This window comes from Stenotrophomonas sp. AG209 (assembly GCF_003550055.1).
GTDB lineage: Bacteria > Pseudomonadota > Gammaproteobacteria > Xanthomonadales > Xanthomonadaceae > Stenotrophomonas.
This window is the reverse complement of sequence record NZ_QXDB01000001.1, coordinates 2,321,233-2,345,912: the sequence shown is the minus strand read 5'-3', so window position 1 is coordinate 2,345,912 and position 24,680 is coordinate 2,321,233. Positions and strand designations below refer to the sequence as shown.

Annotated in this window: 15 protein-coding genes; 9 read left to right on the top strand and 6 right to left on the bottom strand. The window is 66.5% G+C overall.

The window, feature by feature from the left end:
- Positions 1–54: 54 nt before the first annotated feature.
- From DFO63_RS10860 to DFO63_RS10840, 5 genes are all read left to right on the top strand, one after another.
- On the top strand, positions 55–1,398 hold the full coding sequence (locus tag DFO63_RS10860; protein WP_049444157.1) for a chloride channel protein: 1,344 nt from the start codon (positions 55–57) through the stop codon (positions 1,396–1,398).
- Positions 1,395–2,057, top strand: a complete 663-nt coding sequence (locus DFO63_RS10855) for a hypothetical protein (RefSeq protein WP_119006896.1) — start codon at positions 1,395–1,397, stop codon at positions 2,055–2,057. Before DFO63_RS10860 ends, DFO63_RS10855 begins: the two co-directional genes overlap by 4 nt.
- A 97-nt stretch (positions 2,058–2,154) precedes the next feature.
- Positions 2,155–2,850 (top strand): ComF family protein, encoded by a 696-nt coding sequence (locus tag DFO63_RS10850; protein ID WP_049444152.1) that lies wholly within the window; start codon positions 2,155–2,157, stop codon positions 2,848–2,850.
- 58 nt (positions 2,851–2,908) lie between these two features.
- On the top strand, positions 2,909–3,460 hold the full coding sequence (locus DFO63_RS10845; protein WP_049400854.1) for an HdeD family acid-resistance protein: 552 nt from the start codon (positions 2,909–2,911) through the stop codon (positions 3,458–3,460).
- Positions 3,457–3,927 (top strand): hypothetical protein, encoded by a 471-nt coding sequence (locus DFO63_RS10840; protein WP_119006895.1) that lies wholly within the window; start codon positions 3,457–3,459, stop codon positions 3,925–3,927. The genes DFO63_RS10845 and DFO63_RS10840 overlap by 4 nt, the downstream gene beginning before the upstream one ends.
- A gap of 52 nt (positions 3,928–3,979) precedes the next feature.
- On the opposite strand, the gene DFO63_RS10835 is transcribed toward DFO63_RS10840, so the two are convergent.
- The 6 genes from DFO63_RS10835 to DFO63_RS10810 all read right to left on the bottom strand — a co-directional run bounded on the left by DFO63_RS10835 (position 3,980) and on the right by DFO63_RS10810 (position 11,297).
- A complete protein-coding gene (locus DFO63_RS10835) occupies positions 3,980–5,758 on the bottom strand; it encodes an MFS transporter (protein WP_119006894.1) in 1,779 nt (592 codons plus the stop codon).
- Positions 5,759–5,926: 168 nt separating this feature from the next.
- Positions 5,927–7,054, bottom strand: coding sequence for an N-acetylglucosamine-6-phosphate deacetylase (nagA, locus tag DFO63_RS10830; protein WP_119006893.1), 1,128 nt, complete (start codon positions 7,052–7,054; stop codon positions 5,927–5,929).
- The gene (locus DFO63_RS10825) at positions 7,051–7,827 is read right to left on the bottom strand and encodes a DeoR family transcriptional regulator (RefSeq protein ID WP_071227660.1); all 777 of its coding nucleotides are present in this window, start codon (positions 7,825–7,827) and stop codon (positions 7,051–7,053) included. Before DFO63_RS10825 ends, nagA begins: the two co-directional genes overlap by 4 nt.
- Before the next feature lie 33 nt (positions 7,828–7,860).
- A complete protein-coding gene (locus tag DFO63_RS10820) occupies positions 7,861–9,195 on the bottom strand; it encodes a D-tagatose-bisphosphate aldolase, class II, non-catalytic subunit (RefSeq protein WP_119006892.1) in 1,335 nt (444 codons plus the stop codon).
- A 16-nt stretch (positions 9,196–9,211) separates the two neighbouring features.
- Complete coding sequence (locus tag DFO63_RS10815; protein ID WP_119006891.1) at positions 9,212–10,150, bottom strand: ROK family protein; 939 nt, start codon at positions 10,148–10,150, stop codon at positions 9,212–9,214.
- On the bottom strand, positions 10,143–11,297 hold the full coding sequence (locus DFO63_RS10810) for an SIS domain-containing protein (RefSeq protein ID WP_119006890.1): 1,155 nt from the start codon (positions 11,295–11,297) through the stop codon (positions 10,143–10,145). Before DFO63_RS10810 ends, DFO63_RS10815 begins: the two co-directional genes overlap by 8 nt.
- Before the next feature lie 322 nt (positions 11,298–11,619).
- Between DFO63_RS10810 and DFO63_RS10805 the strand changes: the two genes are divergently transcribed.
- The 4 genes from DFO63_RS10805 (at position 11,620) to DFO63_RS10790 (ending at position 24,526) form a co-directional block, all read left to right on the top strand.
- Positions 11,620–14,979, top strand: a complete 3,360-nt coding sequence (locus DFO63_RS10805; RefSeq protein ID WP_119006889.1) for a TIM-barrel domain-containing protein — start codon at positions 11,620–11,622, stop codon at positions 14,977–14,979.
- 132 nt (positions 14,980–15,111) lie between these two features.
- A complete protein-coding gene (locus DFO63_RS10800) occupies positions 15,112–18,087 on the top strand; it encodes a TonB-dependent receptor (protein WP_119006888.1) in 2,976 nt (991 codons plus the stop codon).
- Positions 18,088–18,152: 65 nt separating this feature from the next.
- The gene (locus DFO63_RS10795; RefSeq protein WP_087924246.1) at positions 18,153–19,508 is read left to right on the top strand and encodes a Gfo/Idh/MocA family oxidoreductase; all 1,356 of its coding nucleotides are present in this window, start codon (positions 18,153–18,155) and stop codon (positions 19,506–19,508) included.
- 314 nt (positions 19,509–19,822) lie between these two features.
- Entirely contained in the window at positions 19,823–24,526 is a 4,704-nt protein-coding gene (locus DFO63_RS10790) for an RHS repeat-associated core domain-containing protein (protein ID WP_259337418.1), read from the top strand.
- The last annotated feature ends 154 nt before the right edge of the window (positions 24,527–24,680 follow it).

Sequence of the window (24,680 nt, the reverse complement as noted above, 5' to 3'; positions counted from 1 at the left end):
TTCAGCCACAGTAGCCGCTGTCCGCCTTCCTCCGCAGCGTCCAGACTGCCCCGCATGACCGATCTTCATCGCCTCCGCGGCCGTATCACCGCGCTGGTTCTCAGTGAGGCCTGGCGCCGCCGCGCCGCACTCTGGGGCGGCGCCGTGGCCGTGGCACTGGTGGCCATCCTGTTCGCCAAGGCCAGCGACGCGGCCTTCCACCTGTTCCAGCGCATCACCTCGCATTCGCCGTGGTGGGCCCTGCTGCTCACACCGGGCATCTTCGCGTTGTTGGCGTGGCTCACTTCTGGCGTGCTGAAGCCCACACGGGGCAGCGGCATTCCGCAGGTCATCGCCGCACTGGACAAGCCGGATGAGTCGTTCCGCAGGACCAATCTTTCGCCTGCGGTCTCGGCGGGCAAGCTGTTGCTGACGTCGTTGTCGCTGCTGGGCGGCGCGTCGGTCGGGCGCGAGGGCCCGACGGTGCATGTGGGTGCCAGCCTGATGTACCTGTTCGGCCGCTGGTTCGGCTTCAAGGACCCACGCGAGCTCTCGCACTTCCTGCTGGCGGGCGGCGCGGCGGGCATTGCGGCGGCGTTCAACACGCCGCTGGCCGGCATCGTCTTCGCCATCGAGGAGCTCAGCGGCCGTTTCGAGCATCGGTTCTCCGGCACCTTGCTGACCGCAGTGATTGTCGGTGGCGTGGTGTCGCTCGGCCTGCTCGGCAACTACACCTACTTCGGTCATGTGAGCGCGCGGCTGCCGCTGGGACAGGGCTGGCTGGCGATCCTGCTGTGCGGCGCAGTGGCCGGATTGCTGGGTGGATTGTTCGCGCGCGCGGTGCTGGCGAGTGCGGCGGGCCGCCCGCGTTGGCTGGGCCAGCTGCGGCAGCGGCATCCCGTGCTGCTGGCTGCAGGCTGCGGCCTGGTGGTGGTGGCGCTGGCGTTGACGTTCGGCGAAGGCGCGTTCGGCACCGGCTACGAGCAGGCGCGCAGCCTGGTGCAGGGGCAGGCGATGGTCGGCCATGAATTCGGTCTGATGAAGCTGCTGGCGAATCTGGCGTCCTACGTGGCGGGTATCCCCGGTGGCCTGTTCTCGCCGGCGCTGGCGGTCGGTGCCGGCCTTGGGCATAACCTGGCGGTACTGATGCCGGGCGTGGATCCGCGAGCATTTGTACTGTTAGGCATGTGCGCCTATCTGACCGGCGTCACCCAGGCACCGCTGACCTCGGCGGTGATTTCGCTGGAGCTGACCGACAGCGGCGACCTGCTGCTGCCGATCCTGGCCACGGTGCTGATCGCGCGTGGTGTGTCCGGGTTGGTGTGCCGGGTGCCAATCTATCGTGGGTTGGCGGAGTTGTTGATGATGCCCGTCGTCGCGCCACACTCGCCTTCCAGCGGAAAGGATTTCACGAAGTGAGCTACACCATCGCCCCTGAACAGGTCATCGATTACCCGCCCGAGCGCTTGCGCGAGTTCCATGGCAGCGTGGTCGAGTACATCGACAACCGGGTGTTCATGCTGGATCTGGGGCAACTGGTCGGCGAGGCTGCCGCGCAGGCCTACCGGGAGACCGCAGCCGGGATGTTCACCGCCCTGGGCTGGCAGGGAGATGGCCGCATCGAGCTGTTGTGGCTGCCCGCCTTTGTTTTCCCGCTGTCGGAGCACATGGCGGATGTCGGTGTTGGCGTCTGGCACGTCAAGCAGGAAGAAGACGGCATCTCCTACCTGTTGTCGCCGGTGCCGATGCCGTTCGAGGCACTGCACAACACGCCACACTGGAAGGAGGTCCGCCAGGCGGCAGAACGCAGGCGCGGTGCACTGGGCCGAGCGGTGGATGAAGTCCTGCACTATGTATGGGATCCAATAGGCATCCAGGCCAATCCGGACTGCCGTGGCGAGTACGCCGCCTACGCAGATCGCATCGAGTCCCAGCTGCTGCGCGGTGCAGGCGAACAGGAACTGTGTGCGGCCCTTGCCGGCATGGCGCGCAATGAAATGGGCGTCAATCCGGATGAGTACAGGACCCAGCGCGCCGCCGCCGCCCTGGTGGCCTGGCGGGCATCCCTGCGTGACTGACCCGATGAGACGACCGACGGTACTGCGTCCGCTTTCCTGACCGTCCGGTGTGGTTGCCGGTGATGGTTCCGGCATCGCTGCGCGGGCAGGTTGGGGTATGCCTCTTGCCTACCTCCCTCTACCGGCGGATTGGCCCGCAGCGCTGCTTCGCGTGCTCCTGCCACTGCGGTGTCTGGTCTGCGGCGACCCGGGCCACGATGATCTTGACCTGTGCCGCGCCTGCCTTGCCGACCTGCCGTGGTCCGGCCGTGCCTGCCTGCGCTGTGCGTTGCCGTTGCCCGACACGGCGTTGATCGTCTGCGGCAGCTGCCGCGAGGAAGCACCACCGCAGACGGCCACCCATGCCAGCCTGTTGTACCTGCCACCGGTCGACCAGCTGCTGGTGCGCTACAAGTTTCATCAGGACCTGGCGGCCGGCCGCCTGCTGGCGCAGTTGATGCGACGCGCACCGCCGCCCTGGTCATGCCCACCGCTGGTGCCGGTACCGCTGCACCGGCGCCGCCTGCGCCAGCGCGGCTACAACCAGGCCGCCGAACTGTGTCGCCTGCTGCCGATGCCGGTCTGGCACGGGCTGTACCGGCAGCGGCATACGGCGCCGCAGTCCGAACGCACGGCCGAACAGCGCCGGGAGAACCTGTTCGATGCGTTCGATGTACGCGATCCGGTGCCACCGCGACTGACCGTGGTCGACGACGTGATGACCACCGGCAGTACGGTGATGGAGATTGCCGAAACGCTGCGCTGCGTGGGCGCTGAAGAGGTGCGGGTATGGGTGTGCGCGCGGGTGCCGTGATCGTCCTCTTCATCGCCAGGGGCTAGGATGAGGCCGGTTCCGGATCGAAGGAGTGGCCATGAATTCCCCCTTGTCTCCCTTGTTGTCGGCGGTGGGTCGCAGCTGGTGGATCCTGCTGCTGTATGGGCTGGTTGCGCTGGGCTTCGGCATCATCGCCATTGGCTGGCCGCTGTCCGCCGCCATGGCACTGGCGTGGACGCTGGGCGTGATGGCCATCGTTGAAGGTGTCATCAGCCTGTTCGCACTGGTCAGCGGCGGCAGCGGTGCGTCGCGTGGCTGGCTGGCACTGTATGCCATCGCCTCGCTGGGTTTCGGCATCCTGGCGGTGATCAATCCGCTGGCCACCGCCAGCGTGCTGGTGCTGTTCCTGGCGGCATGGCTGCTGGTGGCCGGCATCTATCGCATCGTGTTCGCGATCCGCGTACGCAAGCAGATCCAGGGCGAGTGGCTGCTGATTCTCAGTGGCGTGCTGGCGGTGGTGCTGGGCCTGCTGTTCGCTGCCAATCCGTATGCAGGCGTGGCGGTGACCACGCTGTGGATCGGCATCGGCAGCCTGCTGTACGGGCTGTTGCAGGTGCTTGTGGCGTTCAAGCTGCGGAAGCTGAAGTGAGGGTTGCGCTTCCGCTTCTGCTGGGGGCGGCGCTGGTGCTGGCCGGATGCATGCCAGATGCCGCGCCCGGTGCGCTGGCAGGCAAGGAGCATGCGCCACGCCCCGGCGTGGATGTGCGCCTGAGCGCGGTCGATGCAGACGGCAAGGGTACCCAAGCGCAGTGGCAGGGCGAGACGCTGGCCCTGCGCGAGCCGCCGATTGCCGGCAGCGCGGACATCGCCGATGTGCGCTATGTGCTGGATGAAGGCAAGCAGCCGGGCCTGCAGATCCGCTATCGGCCGGAGGCGCACCAGCGCATCCACGATGGCACCGCGGCCCTGGTGGGCCAGCGGGCGGCGATCAGCGTGGACGGCCGCGTGCTGATGGTGGCGACGGTGCAGGGACCGTTCGGCGAATCGATGATGCTGAGCGGGCTGTCCAGCGTTGCCGAAGCGCAGGCGCTGGCCAGGCACATCACGGGCGAATGACGGGCGCGCCTGCAACCCCGCGCTGCGCGCGGAGGTCGACCCAGGTCGACTACTACCGCGCGAAGCGGGCCTCGATCTCTTCCAGCGACTTGCCCTTGGTCTCCGGCAGCCAGAACGCGGCTACCAGGAAGAACACGAAGGTGCACGCCGCCCAGAACACGAACATGCTGGCGTAGCCGTAGTGGCCCACCGTGGGCAGGAAGATCGCGGCGATGGTGGTCGACACGAACTGGTTGATCAGCAGTGCGATGCTCATGCCGTTGGAGCGGATGCGGTTCGGCATCAGCTCCGACAGCGCCAGCCACACGCAGACGCCGGGGCCGACCGCGAAGAACGCGACGAACACCAGGATGCAGGCGGCCACCGCCCAGCCGTGGGCCGGCGGCGGCACCGGGCCGATGCGTGCCTGCTCGATGCGCAGCGGTGCCTGCGCGGCCTTGGCCGGGTCGGCGAACGGGTTCAGATGCAGTTTGCGGAAGAACGCGCCGATCACGCTGTCCGGCTGCACGGTGCCGGCACGCTCGATGCGCAGCTCGCGGTCGGTCAGATTGTCGCTGCGCAGGGCGCGCACATTGGTGAAGTCGCCATAGGCATACGACACGGTCAGCTGCAGCGGCCTGCCTTCGCTGTCGATGCCAACACCCAAGCGCTGCCACTGCGCGTCATCCAGTACCAGTTGCAGGCCATCGCCGCTGACCGCCGCCTGCAGCTGCGGCTGCACGTCGGTACGGCCGCGCTCGGCCTGGAAGAACAGCGTGGCGGCGGCCAGCAGGGCCACGCAGATGCCGCCGCTGCCGAGCATCAGCAGGAATTTGCGGCCCTTGCGGTCGACCAGCAGCAGCGCGACCACGGTCATCACCGCATTGAGCAGCTTGATCGCCACGTCAGCGCCATTGGCCACCGCGCCGGACAGGCCCGCCTGGTTGAGGATGTTCACTGCGTAGGCCAGCACCGAGTTGATGCCAGTGGCCTGGGTGCAGGCCAGCACCACGCAGGCGAGCAGGAACGGCACCACGTAGCGGCGGCTGAGCAGCGGGTCGCGCTTGCCGCTGCTGCTGCGCGATTCCGGTGCCTGGATCTGTGCAAGCGTGGGTTCCACCTCCGCAGCCGGCAGCACGCGCTGCAGGCTGCGGCGCGCGTCATCGATGCGGCCGCGCCGCATCAGCCAGCGCGGTGACTCGGACAGCCAGAAGATGCCGGCGCAGAACAGCAGGCCCGGCGCCAGGCAGGTCCAGAAGATGGTGCGCCAGGCGTGGTCCTTCACCGCAAACAGCTCCTGCGCCTGCTGCGCGACCGGCAGTGAGCGCACGGCTTCGGCGGCGGCATCCACTGCATGGGCCTGGTACAGGCCGATCAGCGCCGCCAGCACCAGGCCGACGGTCAGCAACAGCTGGAACATCGCCGCGCCGCGCCCGCGTCGTTCGGGGCTGAGCACTTCGGCCAGGTACAGCGGAATCACCACGCCAATCAGGCCGCCACTGATGCCCTGCAGCAGCCGGCCGAGCAGCAGCGGCGTGTAGCCCGAAGCCAGCGCCATGATCGGAATCGAGGCGGTGAACAGCAGGCCGGCCAGCAGCATCGCGCCGCGGCGGCCGATCAGGTCGGCGACCATGCCGGCGAACAGCGAGGACAACACACTGCCCAGCAGCACCGCAGCCACGACAAAACCGAGCTGCTGGCTGCTGAGCTGCCAGGCGTGGCTGGCCGTTGCCTCCAGGTAGGGCAGGGCGCCGGCGATGATGCCGATGTCGATGCCGTACAGCAGGCCACCGAGGCCGCCGATGAAGAGCAGGTAGCGTACGGGCCAGCGCGGGGCGGTGCTTGCGGTCATCGGCAGTTCCTGTGGTAGCGCCGGGCCATGCCCGGCGACGGTTCGTCGCAGATTGCTTTCTGTAGAGTCGAGCCATGCTCGACTGCTCTTCGTTCCGATATCGAGGTTCCCCGCACCGCGCGCTGCGCGGTGAGTCGAGCATGGCTCGACTCTACAAAAATGCAGATATCAGGCGTTTGCGGCGTTCAAATCGACTACCCGCCCGCCCACAACCACCTGCTGCAGGCGCAGTTCGGCGTCCAGCACCACCAGGTCGGCGCGGGCGTCGGGCGCGATGCGGCCGCGATCGTCCAGGCCGAGATACGCGGCGGGGAAGGTGGAAACACGCTGCGAGGCATCGGCCAGCTCCAGGCCCACTTGCACCAGATTGCGCAGCGCCTGGTCCATGGTCAGCGCGCTGCCGGCCAGCGAACCGGTCGCCAGGCGTACGCAGCCGCCGCACTTGTGCACGCGCTGCTCGCCCAGCGCGTACTCGCCATCGGGCATGCCGGTGGCGGCGGTGGCGTCGGTCACCGCGTACAGGCGCGGGATCGCACGCGCGGCCAGGCGGATCACGCCGGGGTGGATGTGCTGCAGGTCGGGGATGATCTCGGCGTACTGTGCATGTGCCAGCGCCGCTGCGGCGATGCCCGGGCGATAGTGATCGACGCCGGTCATGCCATTGAACAGGTGGGTGAAGCCGGAGGCGCCGGCCTGCAGCGCGGCCACGCCTTCCTCGTAGGTGCCGGCGCTGTGGCCAAGCTGCACGCGGATGCCCATCGCCGAAAGCGCAGGTATCAGCGCGGTGTGCTCGCCGATTTCCGGGGCCAGCGTCATCACCCGGATCGGTGCCAGCGCATGCAGCTGTTGCACCAGCGCCAGCGTCGCCTCGATGGTGCGGTTGGGCTGCGCGCCCAGGCGCTGCGGGCTGATGAACGGGCCTTCCAGATGCACGCCGGCAATGCAGGCGGCGTCGGCATCGGGCGCCGCCATGGTGGCGGCCACACCCTGCAGCGCGTGCTCGATCTCGTCCAGCCCGGCGGTCATGGTGGTCGCCAGCAGCGTGGTGGTACCGAAGCGCAGATGGGTGCGGGCGATGGTGCGTGCCACGTCGCCGCCCTGCATCAGGTCCACGCCGGCCGCGCCGTGCACATGTAGGTCGATGAAGCCGGGCAGGATCACCGGCAGCTGCAGATCGTCAGCACCGCTGTGGTCATCCACCTGCAGCTGGCGCACGCGCGAATCGAAGTGGACGTGCCCGCGCCGCCAACCCAGCGGGGTGAGGATGCGGCCATGCAGGGTGCGGGTGTCGGTCATGCGGTGGGCTCGGCGATGATCACTTCGATGCCCAGCCGCTGCAGCCCTTCGCGGGTCGCATCGTCGATGCCGGCGTCGGTGATGATGGCGTGGATCTGATCCAGCAGTGCGATGCGGTGCAGGCTGACGCGGCCGAACTTGGAGGCGTCGGTCAGCACCACGATGCGGCGCGCGCGCTCGACCATGCGGTGGTTGAGGCGGGCTTCGGCCTCGTCGTGGGTGGTCAGGCCGAACTGCAGGTCCAGGCCGTCCACGCCCAGGAACAGGGTGTCGAAGCTGTACGAATTGAGGCTGGCCTCGGCCTGGCTGCCCTGCAGCGACAACGACTGCTGACGCAGCAGGCCGCCGGTCAGCAGCACGGTGATGCCTGCGGCATTGGCCAGTTCCCAGGCGATGTTCAGGCCGTTGGTCATCACCGTCACGTCGCGATGCGCGCGCAGGTGGCGGGCCAGGGTCATCGTGGTCGAGCCGGAGTCGATGATGATGTTGTCGCCGGGCTGCACCAGCCGCGCGGCGCGCGCACCGATCGATTCCTTCAGCGGCAGGTTCAGCGCGTCCTTTTCGTGGATGTCCTGTTCCTGCGGCGGCGTACGAACCAGCGTGGCACCGCCGTGGGTACGGGTGGCCAGGCCCTGCGACTCGAAGTGGGTCAGGTCGGCACGGATGGTCACCGCCGACACGCCAAAGCGCTCGACCAGATCGGCCACCTGCACCGAGCCGTGCTCGATCAGCAGTTGCAGGATCTGTTGCCGGCGGGAGCGGGTGTTGCGCATGGCCATTCTCGGTTTCGCGGGAAAAGGTAGAGATTAGCCGTTCACAGCAACGCCGGCAGCCGAACCTGCGCTCTGCACGCGGGCTCCGGCCTGGTTGGCGCTGCAGGCGCGGGCGTACTCGCCCAGGCACAGGCCGATGCGGTGCTGCACCAGGGCGGTGGGGGTGTTGGGCAGGCGGCCTTCGCGCACGGCGCGGTACTGCTCCGGCAGGTACTGGCTGAGCAGTACCAGCGGCGGCGCTTGCTGCTCCAGGTTGGCGAACAGGGTCTGCACCGCCTGCACCAGCGCTGGCTCGCCCCAGTAGTAGCGGCAGCGGTCGCTGAAGGAATAGTGGCGCAGCAGGCGCAGCGCGGCCTCATCGCCCTGGTAGTAGGACTGCCAGTACTTCGGCTGCGCCACCATCACCTCGTCCAGCACCTGCGGCAGGCGCGAGCACTGCGCGGCTGGCAGCAGCTCGGCCTCGATCGCGGCCAGCGCGAACAGTGCCTCGCGATAGGCGAAGGTGGCAGCCGGGCCGACCTTGAGGATGGCGAAGTGGTCACGTACCAGCGCGTGCAGGCCACTTTCGCGCTGGTAGTCGGTGGAATGCGCTTCGAACACGATGCGCGGCTGCTGTTCGAGGAAGCCGGCCAGCGTGCTGGCGGCGGCCGGGTCGTATTCGTGCACGCTGCTGTGGTCGAAGTCCACGCCCGGCTGCACCACCATCGCGATCACGCGCTGCCACGCATCGCGCAGCTGCGGCGTGTCGAACGCCTGCTGGTGGATGGCCAGGGTCTGCGCGGCTGCGGCCGGCGTGGTCACCTGCAGGCCTTCGGCCAGCGAGGCTTCGCCACCGGGAATCGGTACTTCGGTACCGATCACGTAGACCGGCGGCGGCAGGCCGTGTTCGGCGGCGGTGCGTTCGGCGATCTCGGCCAGCTCGGCCGAGCGCGCGGCAACGATGGCATCGGGCAGCGGCACCGGATCGTCGGCGCAGGACATGCTGCAGTCGAGGTGGATCTTGTGGAAACCGGCGGCGACGTAGGCTTCGATCAGCACGCGCGCGTGGGTCATCGCTTCGGCTGCCGGGCGCTTCTGCCAGGCATTCGGGCCGAGATGGTCACCGCCCAGGATCAGCCGTTCGCGCGGGAAGCCTTCTTCGTCGGCCAGGGTGCCGACGTAGTCGCGGTACTGCGGCGGGGTCATGCCGGTGTAGCCGCCGAACTGGTCGACCTGGTTGGAGGTGGCCTCGACCAGCAGCACGGTGCCATGTGCCTGCGCCACGTGCATGGCCGCGCGCAGCACCTGCTCGTTGCTGCAGCAGACGCTGTACAGGCCGACGTTGGCACCGGCGCGGTGGGAGGCAAGCAGGGTCTGCAACGGGGACATGGTCAGGCTCCGGACATCAGGAAAACGAGGGTTGGCAGGCGAGCAGGGCAGCACCACGTGCGCCGCCGGCATCGCCGAAGCGTGGCGGCACGATCGGTGGCACCTGCACGCCCTTGAACAGATGGGCGGTGATGGCGGCGGGCAGGTGCTCGTACAGCGGTGCGTACTGCGAAAGACCGCCGCCGAGCACGATCACGTGCGGGTCCAGCGCCAGCACCAGCGCGGCCAGGCTGTGGCCGAGCAGGTCGCGATGGATGTCCAGCGCCTTGCGCGCGCGCGCATCACCGGCTTCAGCCAGGGCGATCACCGCGCTGGCGTCGGCGGCGCTGCCACCGAGGTGACGCTCGATCATCGCCACGCCACTGCCGGACACATAGCGCTCCACGCAGCCCTGCAGGCCGCAGGCACAGTCGATCAGCGGCAGGCCGTGGCGTTGCAGCAGGTGGCCCGGCACGCTCCAGTGGCCCCATTCGCCGGCCAGGCCGTTGAAACCGGACAGCAGGCGGCCGTGCAGGCAGAAACCACCACCCGCACCCGTGCCGAGGATGGCGCCGAACATGCTGGGGTAGCCATCGGCGGCGCCGCCGTGCGCTTCGGAAAGGGCAAAGCACTGCAGGTCATTGCCGAAATGCAGTGGGCGCTGCAGCCGGGCCTGCAGATCGGCGGCGACGCTGTGGCCGGTCAGTGCCGGCACGTTCGCACTGAGCTGGCGACCCGTGCGGCGATCACGCACGCCGGGCAGGGCGATGCCGATGGCCGCATCACTGCGGCCAAGTGCAGCGTCTGCCTCGGCCACCAGCGCCACCACCGCCTGCAGGAAACCGTCGTAGTCGCCCTGCGGCGTGCTGACGCGACGGCGCCAGGTGACCTGCATCGCCGCATCGCACGCCACCAGCTCGATCTTGGTGCCGCCGATGTCGATGCCGTAGCAGGCGTGGGCGATCAGCTCAGCCATGGTGGATGGTGACGCCCTTGACGACGCGGTTGACGGTGCCGTCCGGGAACGGGTTGTCCGGGGTCAGCCCGAGCGCGGCCGAGCGCTGCAGCGCGAACAGCTGCGCGAAGCCCAGCCATACCGGCGCCAGCCACGGATCGTCCAGTGCCGGCACGATCAGGGGGTATTCGTCATCGGCGCCGATGTCCGAATGCGGGCCGATCGCCAGCACCTGGCCGGCCACGCCGTCGCGGCTCAGTTCTTCCAGCAGGTCCTGTTCGTAGCGGCGCGCCAGCGGCTGCACGCTGCGCAGCACCACCACCAGGGTGTTGCCGTCCAGCGTCGATTTCGGGCCATGGCGGAAGCCCAGCGGGGTGTTGGCCAGCGCCAGCACGCGGCCGGCGGTCAGCTCCAGCACCTTCAGCGCGCACTCGCGTGCCAGCGCTTCCAGCGGGCCGCTGCCGAGGTAGATCACGCGATTGAACGGGCGTTGCGCCAGCGCCGCCACCGGTGCATCCCACTGTGCCTGGCCTTCGCGGGCCAGCGCGGCGATCTGCTTCAGGCGCGCCACGCGCGCATCCCACGGCGAACGATCGAACACGGTCAGCGCGGCCAGCAGCATGCAGGTCAGGCTGCTGGTCATGGCGAAGGCGCGGTCGCAGCTGGCCGACGGCATCAGCAGGGTGCAGGTATCGGCACGGCCTGCGCCACGACGGGCCAGTTCGCCATCGGCATTGCAGGTGATGTCGAGGAAGCGCGCGTCATCCACGTCGCTGCGCACGCGGTCCACTGCCGCCACGCTCTCCGGGCTGGAGCCGCTGCGGCCGAACGAGACCAGCAGGGTCGGGCGGTCGCGCTGCAGGTACAGCGCCGGGTGGGTCAGCAGGCTGGTGGTGTGCACCACGCGCACATCGGCTGGCCACTGCGCGTTGATCGCATCGGCCACCATCTCGGCGATGAAGCCGGAGCTGCCGGCGCCGGTGAACAGCACGCGCTGGTTGGGATCGTTGAGGCTGTCGCCAAGGAAGGCCTGCAGGCGGTCGCGGGCACGCGACAGGTCCTGTGCGAGGGCGTCCCACAGCGCGGGCTGCTGGGCGATTTCGGTAGCGGTATCGGCTCCGCCAAGGCGCTGCCAGGCGGACACATCGGAAAGCAGGGTGACGTCCATTCGGAGGTTCCAGTTGGGCCAGCGCACCATCAGTGTTTTCTTTCGAAATGTCAAACATCGAAAGTAAAAGGAAAGAAAATGGGTGAGTGACTTTCCGCGTCGCGAGGTGTCCGGGAAAACGAAAGGACCGACGAAATGCCGTATCGCACAACGCTTAACAGGCACCTGCAAGCGCTTACACAAAGTATTGCGGCGCAACAACTTTCGTTTCAATGGAATATATCTTCCTTTTTCCTTTCCATTTGTTGACATCTTTCGAATCGCTGCCCTAGAGTCGGCCCAACCGCTTTCGAAACGCCCGGTGAACGGGTTGGGAGTCCGCGTGGAAAACTGCGTTCGTCGCTCGCCGCTGATGCTGGCCCTGTTGCCGGCATTGATGCTGGCGTCCATGCCGGCCCGGGCCGAGCCGGTCGGCAACCTGCGTTCGGTGGCCGCCAGCGACAGCCGCGACGGCGTGCAGGGCTGGGACCTGCAGACCGACAAGGGCGCGCGCATCCGCATCGAGCTGCCGGCCACCGACATCATCCGCGTGCAGGCCGGCCGCAACGGCAAGCTCACCGGTGCAGGCGACAAGGCCGCGCCGATCGTGCTGCCGCAGCCCAAGGCGAACGTGCAGGCGCAGCTGGAAGAAGACGCGCAGGAACTCCGCGTGCGCACCGATGCACTGGTGCTGCATGTACAACGGCAGCCGCTGCGCCTGCGCCTGGAGCGGCTGGACAACGGCCAGCCCACCGCCCTCTGGCAGGAGCTGCAACCACTGGACCTGGATGCCACGCAGAGCGTGCAGGTGCTGTCCTCGCAGGCCGACGAAGGCTATTACGGCGGTGGCCAGCAGAACGGCCGCTACCAGTTCAAGGGCCGCGAGCTGGAAGTGTCCTACTCCGGCGGCTGGGAAGAGGGCGACCGCCCCAGCCCGGCACCGATGCTGCTGAGCAGCCGCGGCTGGGGCATGTTGCGCAATACCTGGAGCGATGGCAGCTACGATCTGCGCGAGCCCGACCAGGCCACGCTGCTGCATCGCGAAGACCGCTTCGATGCCTATTACTTCGTCGGCGCCGATCTGCCGAAGCTGATCGAACGCTACACCCAGCTGACCGGTCGCCCCAACATGGTGGCGCGCTGGGCGCTGTCCTACGGCGATGCCGATTGCTACAACGACGGCGACAACCGCAAGAAGCCCGGCACCGTGCCTGAAGGCTGGAGCGACGGCCCGACCGGCACCACGCCGGATGTGATCGACAGCGTGGCCAAGCAGTACCGCGCCCACGACATGCCCGGTGGCTGGATCCTGCCCAACGATGGGTATGGCTGCGGTTACAAGCAGTTGCCGGAAACGGTGAAGGGCCTGGCCACGTACGGCTTCCGCACCGGTCTGTGGACCGAGAACGGGGTCGACAAGATTGCCTGGGAAGTGGGCAAGGCCGGCAGCCGCGTGCAGAAGCTGGACGTGGCCTGGACCGGCAAGGGCTACCAGTTCGCGATGGATGCCAACCGCCAGGCGTTCAACGGCATCCTCGACAATTCCGATTCGCGCCCGTTCCTGTGGACGGTGATGGGCTGGGCCGGCATCCAGCGTTACGCGGTGGCCTGGACCGGCGACCAGAGCAGCAGCTGGGACTACATCCGCTGGCACGTGCCGACCCTGGTCGGTTCGGGGCTGTCCGGCATGGCCTACGCCAGCGGCGACGTCGATGCGATCTTCGGCGGCAGCGCCGAGACCTTCACCCGCGACCTGCAGTGGAAGGCATTCACCCCGGTGCTGATGGGCATGAGCGGCTGGTCGTCGAATGCGCGCAAGCACCCGTGGTGGTACGACGAGCCCTACCGCAGCATCAACCGCGATTACCTGAAGTTGAAGATGCGCCTGACCCCGTACATGTATGGGCTGGTGCACGAGGCCGCGCAGACCGGTGCACCGCCGGTGCGTGGCCTGATGTGGGACAACCCGCGCGACCCGCACGCGCAGGATGAAACCTACAAGTACCAGTTCCTGCTCGGCCGCGACCTGCTGGTGGCGCCGGTGTACCGCAGCCAGGCCGCCAGCCGTGGCTGGCGCCGCGATATCCATCTGCCGGCCGGCGGCTGGATCGACTACTGGGACGGCCGCCGCGTGCAGGCCGCTGCCGATGGCCGCCAGCTGGATCGTCAGGTCGACCTAGCCACGCTGCCGGTGTTCGTGCGTGCCGGTGCGATCCTGCCGATGTACCCGTCGATGCTGTTCGATGGCGAAAAGCCACTCGATGAGGTGACGTTCGACCTGTACCCGCAGGGCGATTCGCAGTACACGCTGTACGAAGACGACGGCAACACCCGCCGCTACCAGCAGGGCGAATCGAGCACGCAGCAGATCCGCGTGCAGGCGCCGGCACAGGGCAGTGGCCCGGTGCAGGTGCAGATCGACGCCGTGCAAGGCCAGTACAACGGCCAGCTGGCGCAGCGCCGCTATGGCCTGCGCGTGCTCAGCCGCCAGGCGCCGCGCGCGGTGCAGGCCGGTGGTCGCGCGCTGCCGGCGCTGGCCGATGCCGCCGCCTTCAACAGCGCCAACGAAGGCTGGTACTTCGACGCGCAGGAGCGCCGCGGCACGCTGCATGTGCGCACGGCCACACAGGACATCCGCCAGCCGCTGCAGCTGCAGCTGGACTTCGCAGTGGCCGCCGCAGCCGCCGACGATGCCTATCCGGCCGCGCCGGTGCTGGGCCGCGAACTGCCGGCGGACAGCCTGCTGGTGGTCAACCGCCCGGCCGAAGAACCCGGCCATGCGCTGGAAAATGCCTTCGATGATGATCCCGGCACCTGGTTCCGCAGCGTGCGCAACCAGGCCGTGCGCACCGGCGCGCACGAGTGGGTGATCGGCTTCGGCGAGCGGAAGATGATCGATGGCATCGACCTCGCGCCGCGCAACGACAAGAACTGGAAGCACGGCCAGGTACGCGACTACGAGGTGTACCTGGGTGACAGCAATGGCGAGTGGGGCGAGCCGATCGCCCGCGGCCGCCTGCAGCTGAAGGAAGGCGTGCAGCGCATCGACTTCCCGGCCCACGCCGGTCGCCTGCTGCGCTTCCGCGTGCTGAGCGTGCAGAACCCCGAGGGCGACGGCGCCAGCAGCACCGATCCGATGGTGACCGCCGCACAGGGCAGCGCCCGCGCGTTCGATGCATTGCAGCCGCGCGATGTCGGCCCGATCGCACTGTCCACCTTCCACATTCTTGAACACCAGGAACCGGAGCGACCGGCCCGGCAGCGCTATCTCTCCGAGCTGCCGGTGCCGGCCGCGCTGGCCAGCCAGGTGCGCACCGACCAGTCCTTCCGTGGCGACGCCGGCATGCGCATGAACGGGCTGCAGTTCCGCCGTGGCCTGGGCGTCGGCGCCAACAGCCGCATCGACCTGCGCCTGCAGGGCGGCTGGCACCTGCTGCGCGCCGACCTCGGCATCGACGACGCCTGCCGCAACGCCGGTGGCCTGCAGTTCCAGGTCTGGGGTGACAACCGCCTGCTGTACGACAGCGGCCTGGTGAGGGCGCCCGGCGTGGTCAAGCCGGAGCTGGACATCCGAGGCCTTTCCACCCTGAGCCTGCGCACGCTGGGTGCGCAGGGCAGCCAACCCGCCCAGGTCTGCGCCAACTGGGCCAACGCCGTACTGATCGGCCAGGAGGGCGACTCCGCCAGCATCGTCGCCCCATGACTCCCTCGTAACACCGCTCCTCCCCCGCCCATTCCGACTACGGCCCTCAGGGCCGTGGCCCGGGAGCGTTTTGCCCGCCGAACGCCCACGCGCTCACTTTTTGCGCCGCACCCCTGCCAGGAGAGAACCCCGATGTTGCCCGCCCGCCACCACCGCCCCCCCTGTCGCTCGATCGCTCCGCTGTCGCTGGCCATCGCCGGCGTGCTGCTGTCGGTCGCCGTTCCTGCCTTCGCCCAGGAGAGCAAGGACAAGGCCACCGACCTGGCCCGCATCGAGGTCACCGGCTCCAACATCCGCCGCACCGACGTTGAAACCGCATCGCCGGTGCAGGTGATCAGCAAGCAGGACATCCAGAACATGGGTGCGCGCACGCTGCTGCAGGTGCTGGACAACCTGCCGGCCGCACGCCCGGCGCAGCAGGACGCGCGTTCGCTGTTCACCGGCTCCGATGGTGCCTCGCAGGCCAACCTGCGCGGCCTGGGCGCCCAGGGCACGCTGGTGCTGCTGAACGGTCGTCGCCTGTCGTACTACGGTGCGCCGGCCGGCTTCCAGACCCAGTTCGTCAACATCGATGCGATCCCGGCCGCGGCCATCGAGCGCATGGAAGTGCTGACCGACGGTGCCTCGGCGGTGTACGGCACCGACGCGGTGGCCGGCGTGATCAACGTGATCACCAAGCGCAACTTCCAGGGCGCCGAGGTCAGCTTCACCAATGACACCTCGTCGCGCATCGATTCCTACGGCGAGCGCCAGGCCAGCATCACCGCCGGCTTCGGTGACCTGACCGAGAACCGCTTCAACATCTACGGCGCGGTCAACATGTACCGCCGCGACGCGATCCCGCTCAGCGACTTCTACGACAAGCGGCCCGACCAGTACTACGTCAACAAGCCGAACTACCTCAACGACCTGCGCCTGGGCGTGGGCAGCAAGCCGGGCGAGTTCAACCCGGGCAGCTACTTCGCCTTCGATCCGGTCACCGGCCGCCGCGTGCAGGAAGCTGCGCCGGGCTGCAAGAACGTGCTGACCAGTGAAGCGGCTGGTCCGCGTTGCGTCTGGGAAACCTGGATGAACAACGAGATCGATGCAGGCGCCAAGTCCGAGCGCAACACCGCCTACCTCAACGGCACGTTCCTGGTGGGTGACAGCACCGAGATCTTCGCCGAGGCGACCTACACCGACATCGACCTGCGCGCCAACGGCGGCACGCCGCGCACCTACGGCACCACCACCGGCAACCCGACCAGCTGGTTCTCGCGCAACACCGGCAACAACGTCAACCAGTTCCTGTACCCGTTCCTGGGCCCGAACAACGAGTACAACCACGCCAGCCCGCAGATGAAGGCGATGATGGGCGGCGTGGTCGGCCTGAATTACCTGCTGCAGGATGCTGGCCCGAACTACTTCGGCCAGCGCAACACCGACAAGAGCTACCGCGTGCTGGCCGGCGCGCGTGGCAACCGGGGTGACTGGAACTGGGAGACCGCGTTCGCCAGCGCGGGTACGCACTCCACCACGTACCAGACGATCAACGTCAACATCAAGGGCTTCGAGAAGGCCTTCGGCCCGTACTCGATCGATCCGACCACGGGCCGCGTGATCATCTCCGACCACCCGGCGTACAAGTTCGGCGAGATCAGCGAAGCCAACGCTGCGCTGATCCGCGAAGCGTTCCCGACCTTCGACATCCAGTCGTGGACGCGCCTGCACACCCTGGACGGCAAGATCGAAGGCCCGCTGTTCCAGCTGCCGGCCGGCGAGATGCGCGCCGCGTTCGGCTTCAACGCCAGCCGCGAAACCTTCTACACCCCGGGCAACGCCGATGCAGCCAATGGCCTGATTTCCCAGCAGGGCGGCTCGTGGTTCGACGGCAAGCGCAATACCTACGCGCTGTTCGCCGAGACCGTGGCACCGATCACCGACAAGCTGGAACTGGATGCCGCGGTGCGCGTGGACAAGTACCCGAACTTCAGCGCCAACATTGCGCCGAAAATCGGCTTCAAGTACCAGGCGTTCGACCAGCTGATGCTGCGCGGTACCTACTCCACCGGCTTCCGCGCACCGAGCCTGGCCGAGTCCGGTAATGGCGGCGTGTTCGCTCAGCTCGGCGGCTTCCGCGACGAGCTGCGCTGCAACGAGACCAACGCCATCGCCAACCTGCTGCTGAAGTCGCAGCGGCCGGGCGATGTCGATCTCGGCAAGACCCTGCTGAACGTCGACTGCAACCGCACCGTGGCGCGCATGACCCAGCCGAACAAGGACCTGAAGCCGGAGAAGGCGAAGATCGCCACCCTCGGCTTCGTCTACGAGCCGGCGAGTTGGCTGTCGGTGTCGGCCGACTACTGGTTCATCTACCGCAACAATGAAATCGTCGCGCCGGACTATCGCCGCATGGAAGACATCATCTCGATGTCGCGCTCGCCGATCACCGACAGCGACCGTGCCAACCTGGCCCAGCTGGCGGCGATGTGCGCCGACCCCGCCAGCGGCGTGAGCTGCCCGGCGAACCTGCCGGGCTACTCGGCCGGCAACGTGGCCAGCGTGGTGGGCCAGTACAAGAACCGCGGCAAGACCCTGATCGACGGCTTCGACATCGATGCGCGCAGCCGCTTCTCGCTGGGCGACTGGGGCAACCTGAACATCGGCCTGGCCGCCACCATCGCCAACCGCAACCGCTTCTACATGGACGCCGAGAACGGCTGGTACTACGGCGATGTGGTGGGTTACTACAACAACCCGCGCCTGCGTGCCACGCTCAATGCCGACTGGACCTACAAGCAGGTGACCACCAGCATGTTCGTCAACTACGTGGGCGGCACCAAGTGGGCCACCGACCAGGTCGATGAAGTGAGCAACAACAAGGAAACCTGCACCGGCGGCTACCTGGCCCTGCAGAAGAGCAAGTGTGACGGCGCGCCGTCGTGGTGGACCGCCAACATGAGCGTCACCTGGCGCCCGGATGATGCGTGGAACCTGAGCTTCACCGTCAAGAACCTGTTCAACCGCCTGCCGTTCTACGACCCGAACAGCTTCCTGGGTGACTCCAGTGACTACGCAACCATCTTCGGCCGTGGTTACAGTGTGACCATCGGCTACCGGTTCAAGTAATTCCGTTTGCGTGACCTGGCGTGCCGGCTGCGGCCGGCACGCTGCCAAGAGGAGAGATGTTTGCCATGAAGCGTAGGGAATTCATCGCGGCCAGTGCCGCTGTCGCCGCCAGCAGCCTGCTGCCGCAGACCCCGGCCTGGGCACGCGGGCGCAAGGTGCGCCTGGCCATGATCGGCACCGGCATGCGCGGCCTGGTGCTGCTGAAGGAACTGGTGCGTCGCGACGACGTCGAAGTGGTTGCCGTCTGCGATATCGAGCCGATCATGCTCGGCCGCGCCGTGGACATGGTGGCCAAGGCCGGCAAGCCGGCGCCGAAGACCTACGGCCAGGACCGCGACACCAATGCGTGGAAGCGCCTGCTGGAGCAGAAGGGCATCGATGGCGTGATCATCGCCACGCCGTGGGAATACCACGCACCGATGGCGATTGCCGCGATGCAGGCCGGCGTGGCCGTGGGCTGCGAAGTGGTGGCCGGCATCACCCTGCAGGACCACTGGGACGTGCTGAAGACCCAGCTGAGTACCGGCACCCCGTACATGCTGCTGGAGAACGTCTGCTACCGCCGCGACGTAATGGCGGCATTGCAGATGGTGCGCCAGGGCCTGTTCGGCGAACTGGTGCACCTGCAGGCCGGCTACCAGCACGACCTGCGCGGCGTGAAGTTCAATTCCGGCGACCCGAACCAGCCGTACGACAGCGGCGTGGAATTCGGCCCCAAGGGCTGGAGCGAAGCACGCTGGCGCACCGAGCATTCGGTGGAGCGCAACGGCGAGCTGTATCCCAGCCACGGCATCGGCCCCTGCGCGATGTACACCGGCATCAACCGTGGCAACCGCTTCACCCACATCAACGCCTTCGCGACCAAGGCGCGCGGCCTGCACGAATACACCGTGGCCAAGAGTGGCGGCACCACCCATCCCAGCACCAAGGTGAAGTTCAAGCTGGGCGACATCGTCACCACCACGCTGGCCTGCGAAAACGGCGAAACCATCCTGCTGCAGCACGATACCTCGCTGCCGCGCCCGTATTCGATGGGCTTCCGCGTGCAGGGCACCAAGGGCCTGTGGATGGACGTGAACCATTCGATCCACATCGAAGGCCGCAGCCCGCCGCACCAGTGGGAAGAGTTCAAGAAGTACCAGGACGAGTACGAGCACCCGCTGTGGAAGCAGAATGCCGACACCGCCGCCAGCGCCGGCCACGGTGGCATGGACTGGTTCGTCATCCATGCCTTCGTTGAAGCACTGAAGGCCAAGGCACCGATGCCGATCGATATCTACGACGCGGTGACCTGGAGTGCGATCACCCCGCTGAGCGAGCAGTCGATCGCCAACAGTTTCCAGACGCTGGAGTTCCCGGACTTCACCGCTGGCGCGTGGAAGCAGCGCAAGCCGATCTTCGCGTTTGACGGGAAGTACTGAGGTTTACCCCTTCCATGCTGTGACGGAAACGCCGGGCCATGCCCGGCGTTGCTGTTTGTGTGGGCATTGGCCCCTGTAGAGCCGAGCCCATGCTCGGCTGCCCATCTGATCGGACCCCCTGTATCAGAAAACTCTGAAATCCGACCCATTCCACGGTTTCTGACTTGAATGTGTAAACCACATCGGAGATAACGTCCCCCGTGCGGTCAGGCCGCATTCCGGACCAGGGACGATCCGAAGCATGACGTGGTGAGGCAACCGCCCCACGTTCTCGTTCCTGCCGGTGCTGTGTTCGTCCAGGAAGGAGAACAGGGATGTTGGAACGACTGAAGACCATTTCGTGTGCCGCACTGGCGATGATCGCGCTGGGGAGCTTGGCTCCTTGGGCTGCGCAGGCGCAGGAGGTGCAGAAGAAGTGGGAGAGCTACCTGTCGATGGGCCAGCCGCGAGCCACGGAAGCGGCGGTGCAGAAGGACATCAAGTCGCTCTTTTCCCAGTACGAGAAGGACAAACCCTTCGATTGGCATGTCAAACGCCAACGCGTCCTTGGAAAGAAGGTCATCTACGATTACCGGGTGAGACCCGAGAAGATCGTTACTACTGACTGGGTCTACACCCACTCAGGGCAGGAGTACTCATCCGAAGATCAGATTCGTAGCGTGATCCTCGCTACCCGCGTCAGCGACCCGCAGTGCCCGGCGACTTCACTCACGGAGGATCCTTGGGTGGAGCTCCTTGGACTTGGCAGGGGCGACGACGGTAGCGTCACCAACGAGGAGAAAAATTTCCATTACACCTTGAACTTCTATCACCAGAGCACTCAAGAATGCTCGTCGATAGTGGGGTGGGAGCATGTGCGCCGGGCCAGAACGGCGCTTTGTCCGAATCGACCGTCCCTGACGTGGAATGAGGGCCTGCAGATGTGCTCCCTGGTCCAGCAGGACGAGCCGCACATGTCGCCCATGCTCTCCTACACAAGCGCGCCGCTGCCGCCGCAGCAGTGCCCTGTGGGCAACCCGTGTGATCCGACTACTGGCGATAAATCCCAGCCTGAGCCGGATTTCAACCTTGGATGGGTGAGCTTCCAACGCCACTATCACTCCCTGACAAGCACGGCGGGCGGTGCGTTGGGTACGGGCTGGACCCATTCCCACAATCTGCGGCTTACCGCAGGCGTGGATGATTCCACTTTCCCTCCAAGCTCCGAACTGAAGGTCGGGCTGGTCGGTGCCGATGGCGGGCAGACGGCATTCCAGAAGGTGGGAGCAGGCTACGAAGCCATGGACGGAAGCGGCGATCGTGCTGTCCAGCAGGGCGCCAGCTGGCAGCTTTCACGTGCCGGGGAGCGCATTCAGTTCGATGCCACCGGCCTGATGCAGCGCCGCGATTTCGAAGATGGAACCTCGCTGAGATATGCATATGACAGCCGTGGTCGCCTGCTCAGCATCACCCATTCAACCGGCCGGCGTGTGGATGTCCAGTACCTCGTGCCGGGCGACGATTCAGTGATCTCGGCGCTGGTGGTCGCCGGCCAGCCTGTGGTGAGCTACGCCTATTCCGCGACCGGCGAGCTGATCAGAGCGACTTATGCAGATGGCGCCAGCCGCGCCTATCACTATGAGGACACCCGCTTCCCGGGTTACCTGACCGGCGTGACCGCCGAAGACAACCAGCGCTACAGCTGGTACGGCTACGACCCCAAGGGGCGGGTCACCTGCAGCCGCCATTCAGGCGACTGCAGTCAGGCCGACGTGGGCATTGATGGCGTGCGCCTGGAGTACACCCCGGCAGGCACCACCATCGTCACCGACGCGCTGGGCAAGCAGAGTACGTACGCATTGACCGCCAGCGGTACCAGCGGCCTTCCGCGCAAGGTCAATGGCATCACTGAAAGCAACGGCAGCATCACTCGCGCCTATCTGCCCGAAGGCACCGATTTCCGGCGTCGCCTGCAGTCGGTGACCGATCGCCGAGGCGTCGTCACCCAGTATGCCTATGCGGAGGCCAGCGATGCCGCCGCGGGCGCCGTCAGCGTGACCACCACGACGGAAGCGGCGGGTACCCCGGATCAGCGCGTCAGCGAAACGCGCGTGGCCATGGACAGCAATCGGCTGGTGCAGCAGACCGTCGGTAACCGTGAGATCCGCATCGCGCGCAATGCACGCCTCCAGCCGACCACCATCACCGTGCGCGACATGGTGACCGGTGACACCCGCGTCACCACGCAGACCTACTGTGAGGCCGAAGGGCCGGAGTGCCCGCTGGTGGGATCGCTGCGCAGTGTGGATGGCCCGCGAAGCGATGTGGCGGATGTCTCCACCTATGCCTACTACACAGCGGACGACGCGGGATGCGCGGCCAATGGTGCCTGCAGTTATCGCAAGGGCGACCTGCGCAGTGTGACCAATGCGCTGGGCCAGACGGTCGAGACTTTGGCCTACGACGCGTTCGGGCGGCCGTTGTCGGCGAAGGATGCCAACGGCGTGGTCACCGATTACACCTACCATGCGCGCGGCTGGCCGACCTCGATCACCGTGCGCGGTGCCACCACTGCCGAGGATCGGGTCACCCAGATCAGCTACTGGCCGACTGGCCAGGTGCAACAGATCACCGAGCCTGACGGCAGCAGCGTCACCTATGTCTACGACGCTGCCCAGCGGTTGACGGACATCGCGGACAGTGCGGGCAACACCATTCACTATGCGCTGGACAACGCCGGCAACCGCCTCAAGGAGGACACGCTGGATGCTGCTGGCACCCTTCGTCGCACCTTGGCACGGACCTTCAATACGCTTGGTCAGCTGACCGCATTGAAGGACGCAGGCAATCACGCCACCGGCTTTGCCTACGATGCCAATGGCAACCCGCAGACGGTGACCGACGCCCTGCAGCGCGTGACCAGCCAGCAGTACGACCCCCTGAATCGTCTGGCGCAGACCCTGCAGGACGTGGGTGGCGTGGCGGCGGAGATCCGCAGGCAGTACAACGCGCTGGATCAGGTCACCCAGGTCACCGACCCGAAGGGCCTGCACACCACTTATGCCTATAACGGCTTCGGTGACCTGACCGGGCAGGTGAGCCCAGACAGCGGCGCCAGCAGCTTCACCGTGGACGTGGCGGGCAACCGCAAGACGGCCACCGATGCGCGCGGCGTCACCGCCACCTATCACTACGATGCGCTCAATCGCCTGATCGGCATCGCCTACCCGGACCCCAATCTGGACGTGGGCTATAGCTACGACGTGGCGCCAGCGGCCTGTGCCGCCGACGAGCGCTTTGCCAAGGGGCGTCTGGGGCAGGTGCTGCATGCCAATGGCAGCACCCAGTACTGCCATGACCGCTTCGGCCAGGTCACCCGCAAGGTGCAGACGATCAATGGTGTCGCCAGCACGCTGCGCTACGCCTACAGCAAGTCGGGTCGTCTGACGGCGCTGACCTACCCCGACGGGAGCCTGGCCGACTACGTGCGCGATACCCAGGGGCGCATCAGCCAGATCGGTCTGACCCGGCCCGGCCAGGCCCGCCAGATCGTGGTGAACAACGTGACCTATGCGGCCTTCGGCCCGGCCACTGGCTGGACCTATGGCAATGGTCGCCAGCTGCAGCATTCGCTGGACCTGGACTATCGCCCGCAAGCGGTGCACGACCCGGCCGCGGGCGGCCTGTCGCTGGGCTACGGCTATGACCCGGTCGGTTCGATCACCGAACTGAAGAACGGCGCGGGCTCGGCGGTGCTCGCCAAGTACGCCTACGACGCGCTGGGCCGCCTGACCCAGACCCAGGACGGCGCGACCGGCACGCCGATTGAAACCTATGCCTACGACGCCACCGGCAATCGCACCGCGCTGACCACCTCGGCGGGCACTGCCAGCTACACCTATCCCGCAACCAGCCACCGGCTGACCGCCGTGGACGGCGAAGCGCGCAACCATGACGCGGTGGGCAACACCACCAGCATCGGCGGCAAGACGTTCATCTACAACGATGCCAACCGCATGAACGCGGTGAAGCAGGGGGCTGCCGTGCTGGAAAGCTACGGTTACAACCATCGCGGCGAGCGCGTGCTGCGTACCCCGGCCGGTGGAGCTGCCCAGATCACGCTTTACGACGAAGCAGGGCAATGGCTGGGCAACTACTCGGCCACGGGGCAGGCGCAGCAGCAGGCGATCTGGCTGGATAACTACCCGGTGGCGCTGATCAACGTGCCAGGCGCTGGAGTGCCGGAGTTGGCCTACGTCCAGCCGGATCATCTGGGCACGCCGCGCGTGGTGATCGATCCGGTTCGGAATGTCGCGATCTGGGAATGGAGCAGCAAGAGCGAGGTGTTCGGCAACCAGATGCCGAGTGCCGACCCGGATGGGGATGGTGTGGCGTTCGAGCTGGCGCTGCGCTTCCCGGGCCAGCAGGCCACGGATGCGAGTGGGTTGTTCTACAACTACCAGCGCGAGTACGACCCGGCTGTGGGGCGGTATTCGCAGAGTGATCCGATTGGGTTGGATGGGGGTATATCCGCGTACGCTTATGTAAATGGTGCGCCAACCCTGGCCATTGATGCGCTGGGGCTGCGGAAAAGTCTGGCGATTCTGTCCGCTTCCGAGCAAGGTGGTATCCCGCTGTTTGGTGACAATCCGTTCGGTCACATTGCTCTTGCAACCGAGTCGGGCCTATATAGCTACGGAACATCGCATGCTTATGGCTCGTCGGTTGGTGAATATATCCAGTCCCAGTTGAAAAATAGAAGCGTGGAAATTGTGGAGTTCGAAACATCCGCTGCACAGGAAGCACTTATGGAAAGCGTCATGAGGTCGCACAACTCCAAGGATTACAACGTAAAATCACGCAACTGTGCGACTGCCGTGGCTGATTCGTTGATTTCCATCGACGCAATAAAAAATAGATCAATCCTTCCTGGTCGTGTTTTCCAGGATGCATATTTAATGGATGGTGCAAAGTATCACTTCATACCAAAGGGTGGTGTAATTCCATCCGCCATTCTGGGAGATGGTAATGGAAAATAATGGGCGAGAATGGGGCTCTCGTGGGCGTTATATAAGTGTCGACAGTATGCTGGTGCGATGTATTTTTCTCGCATTCGGCTGGGCATTCGCTTTCAGTGGATGCAAGGGTGGCCGTTTAGGGGAACTGCAGCTGAAGCCCATTTATGCGGATCTG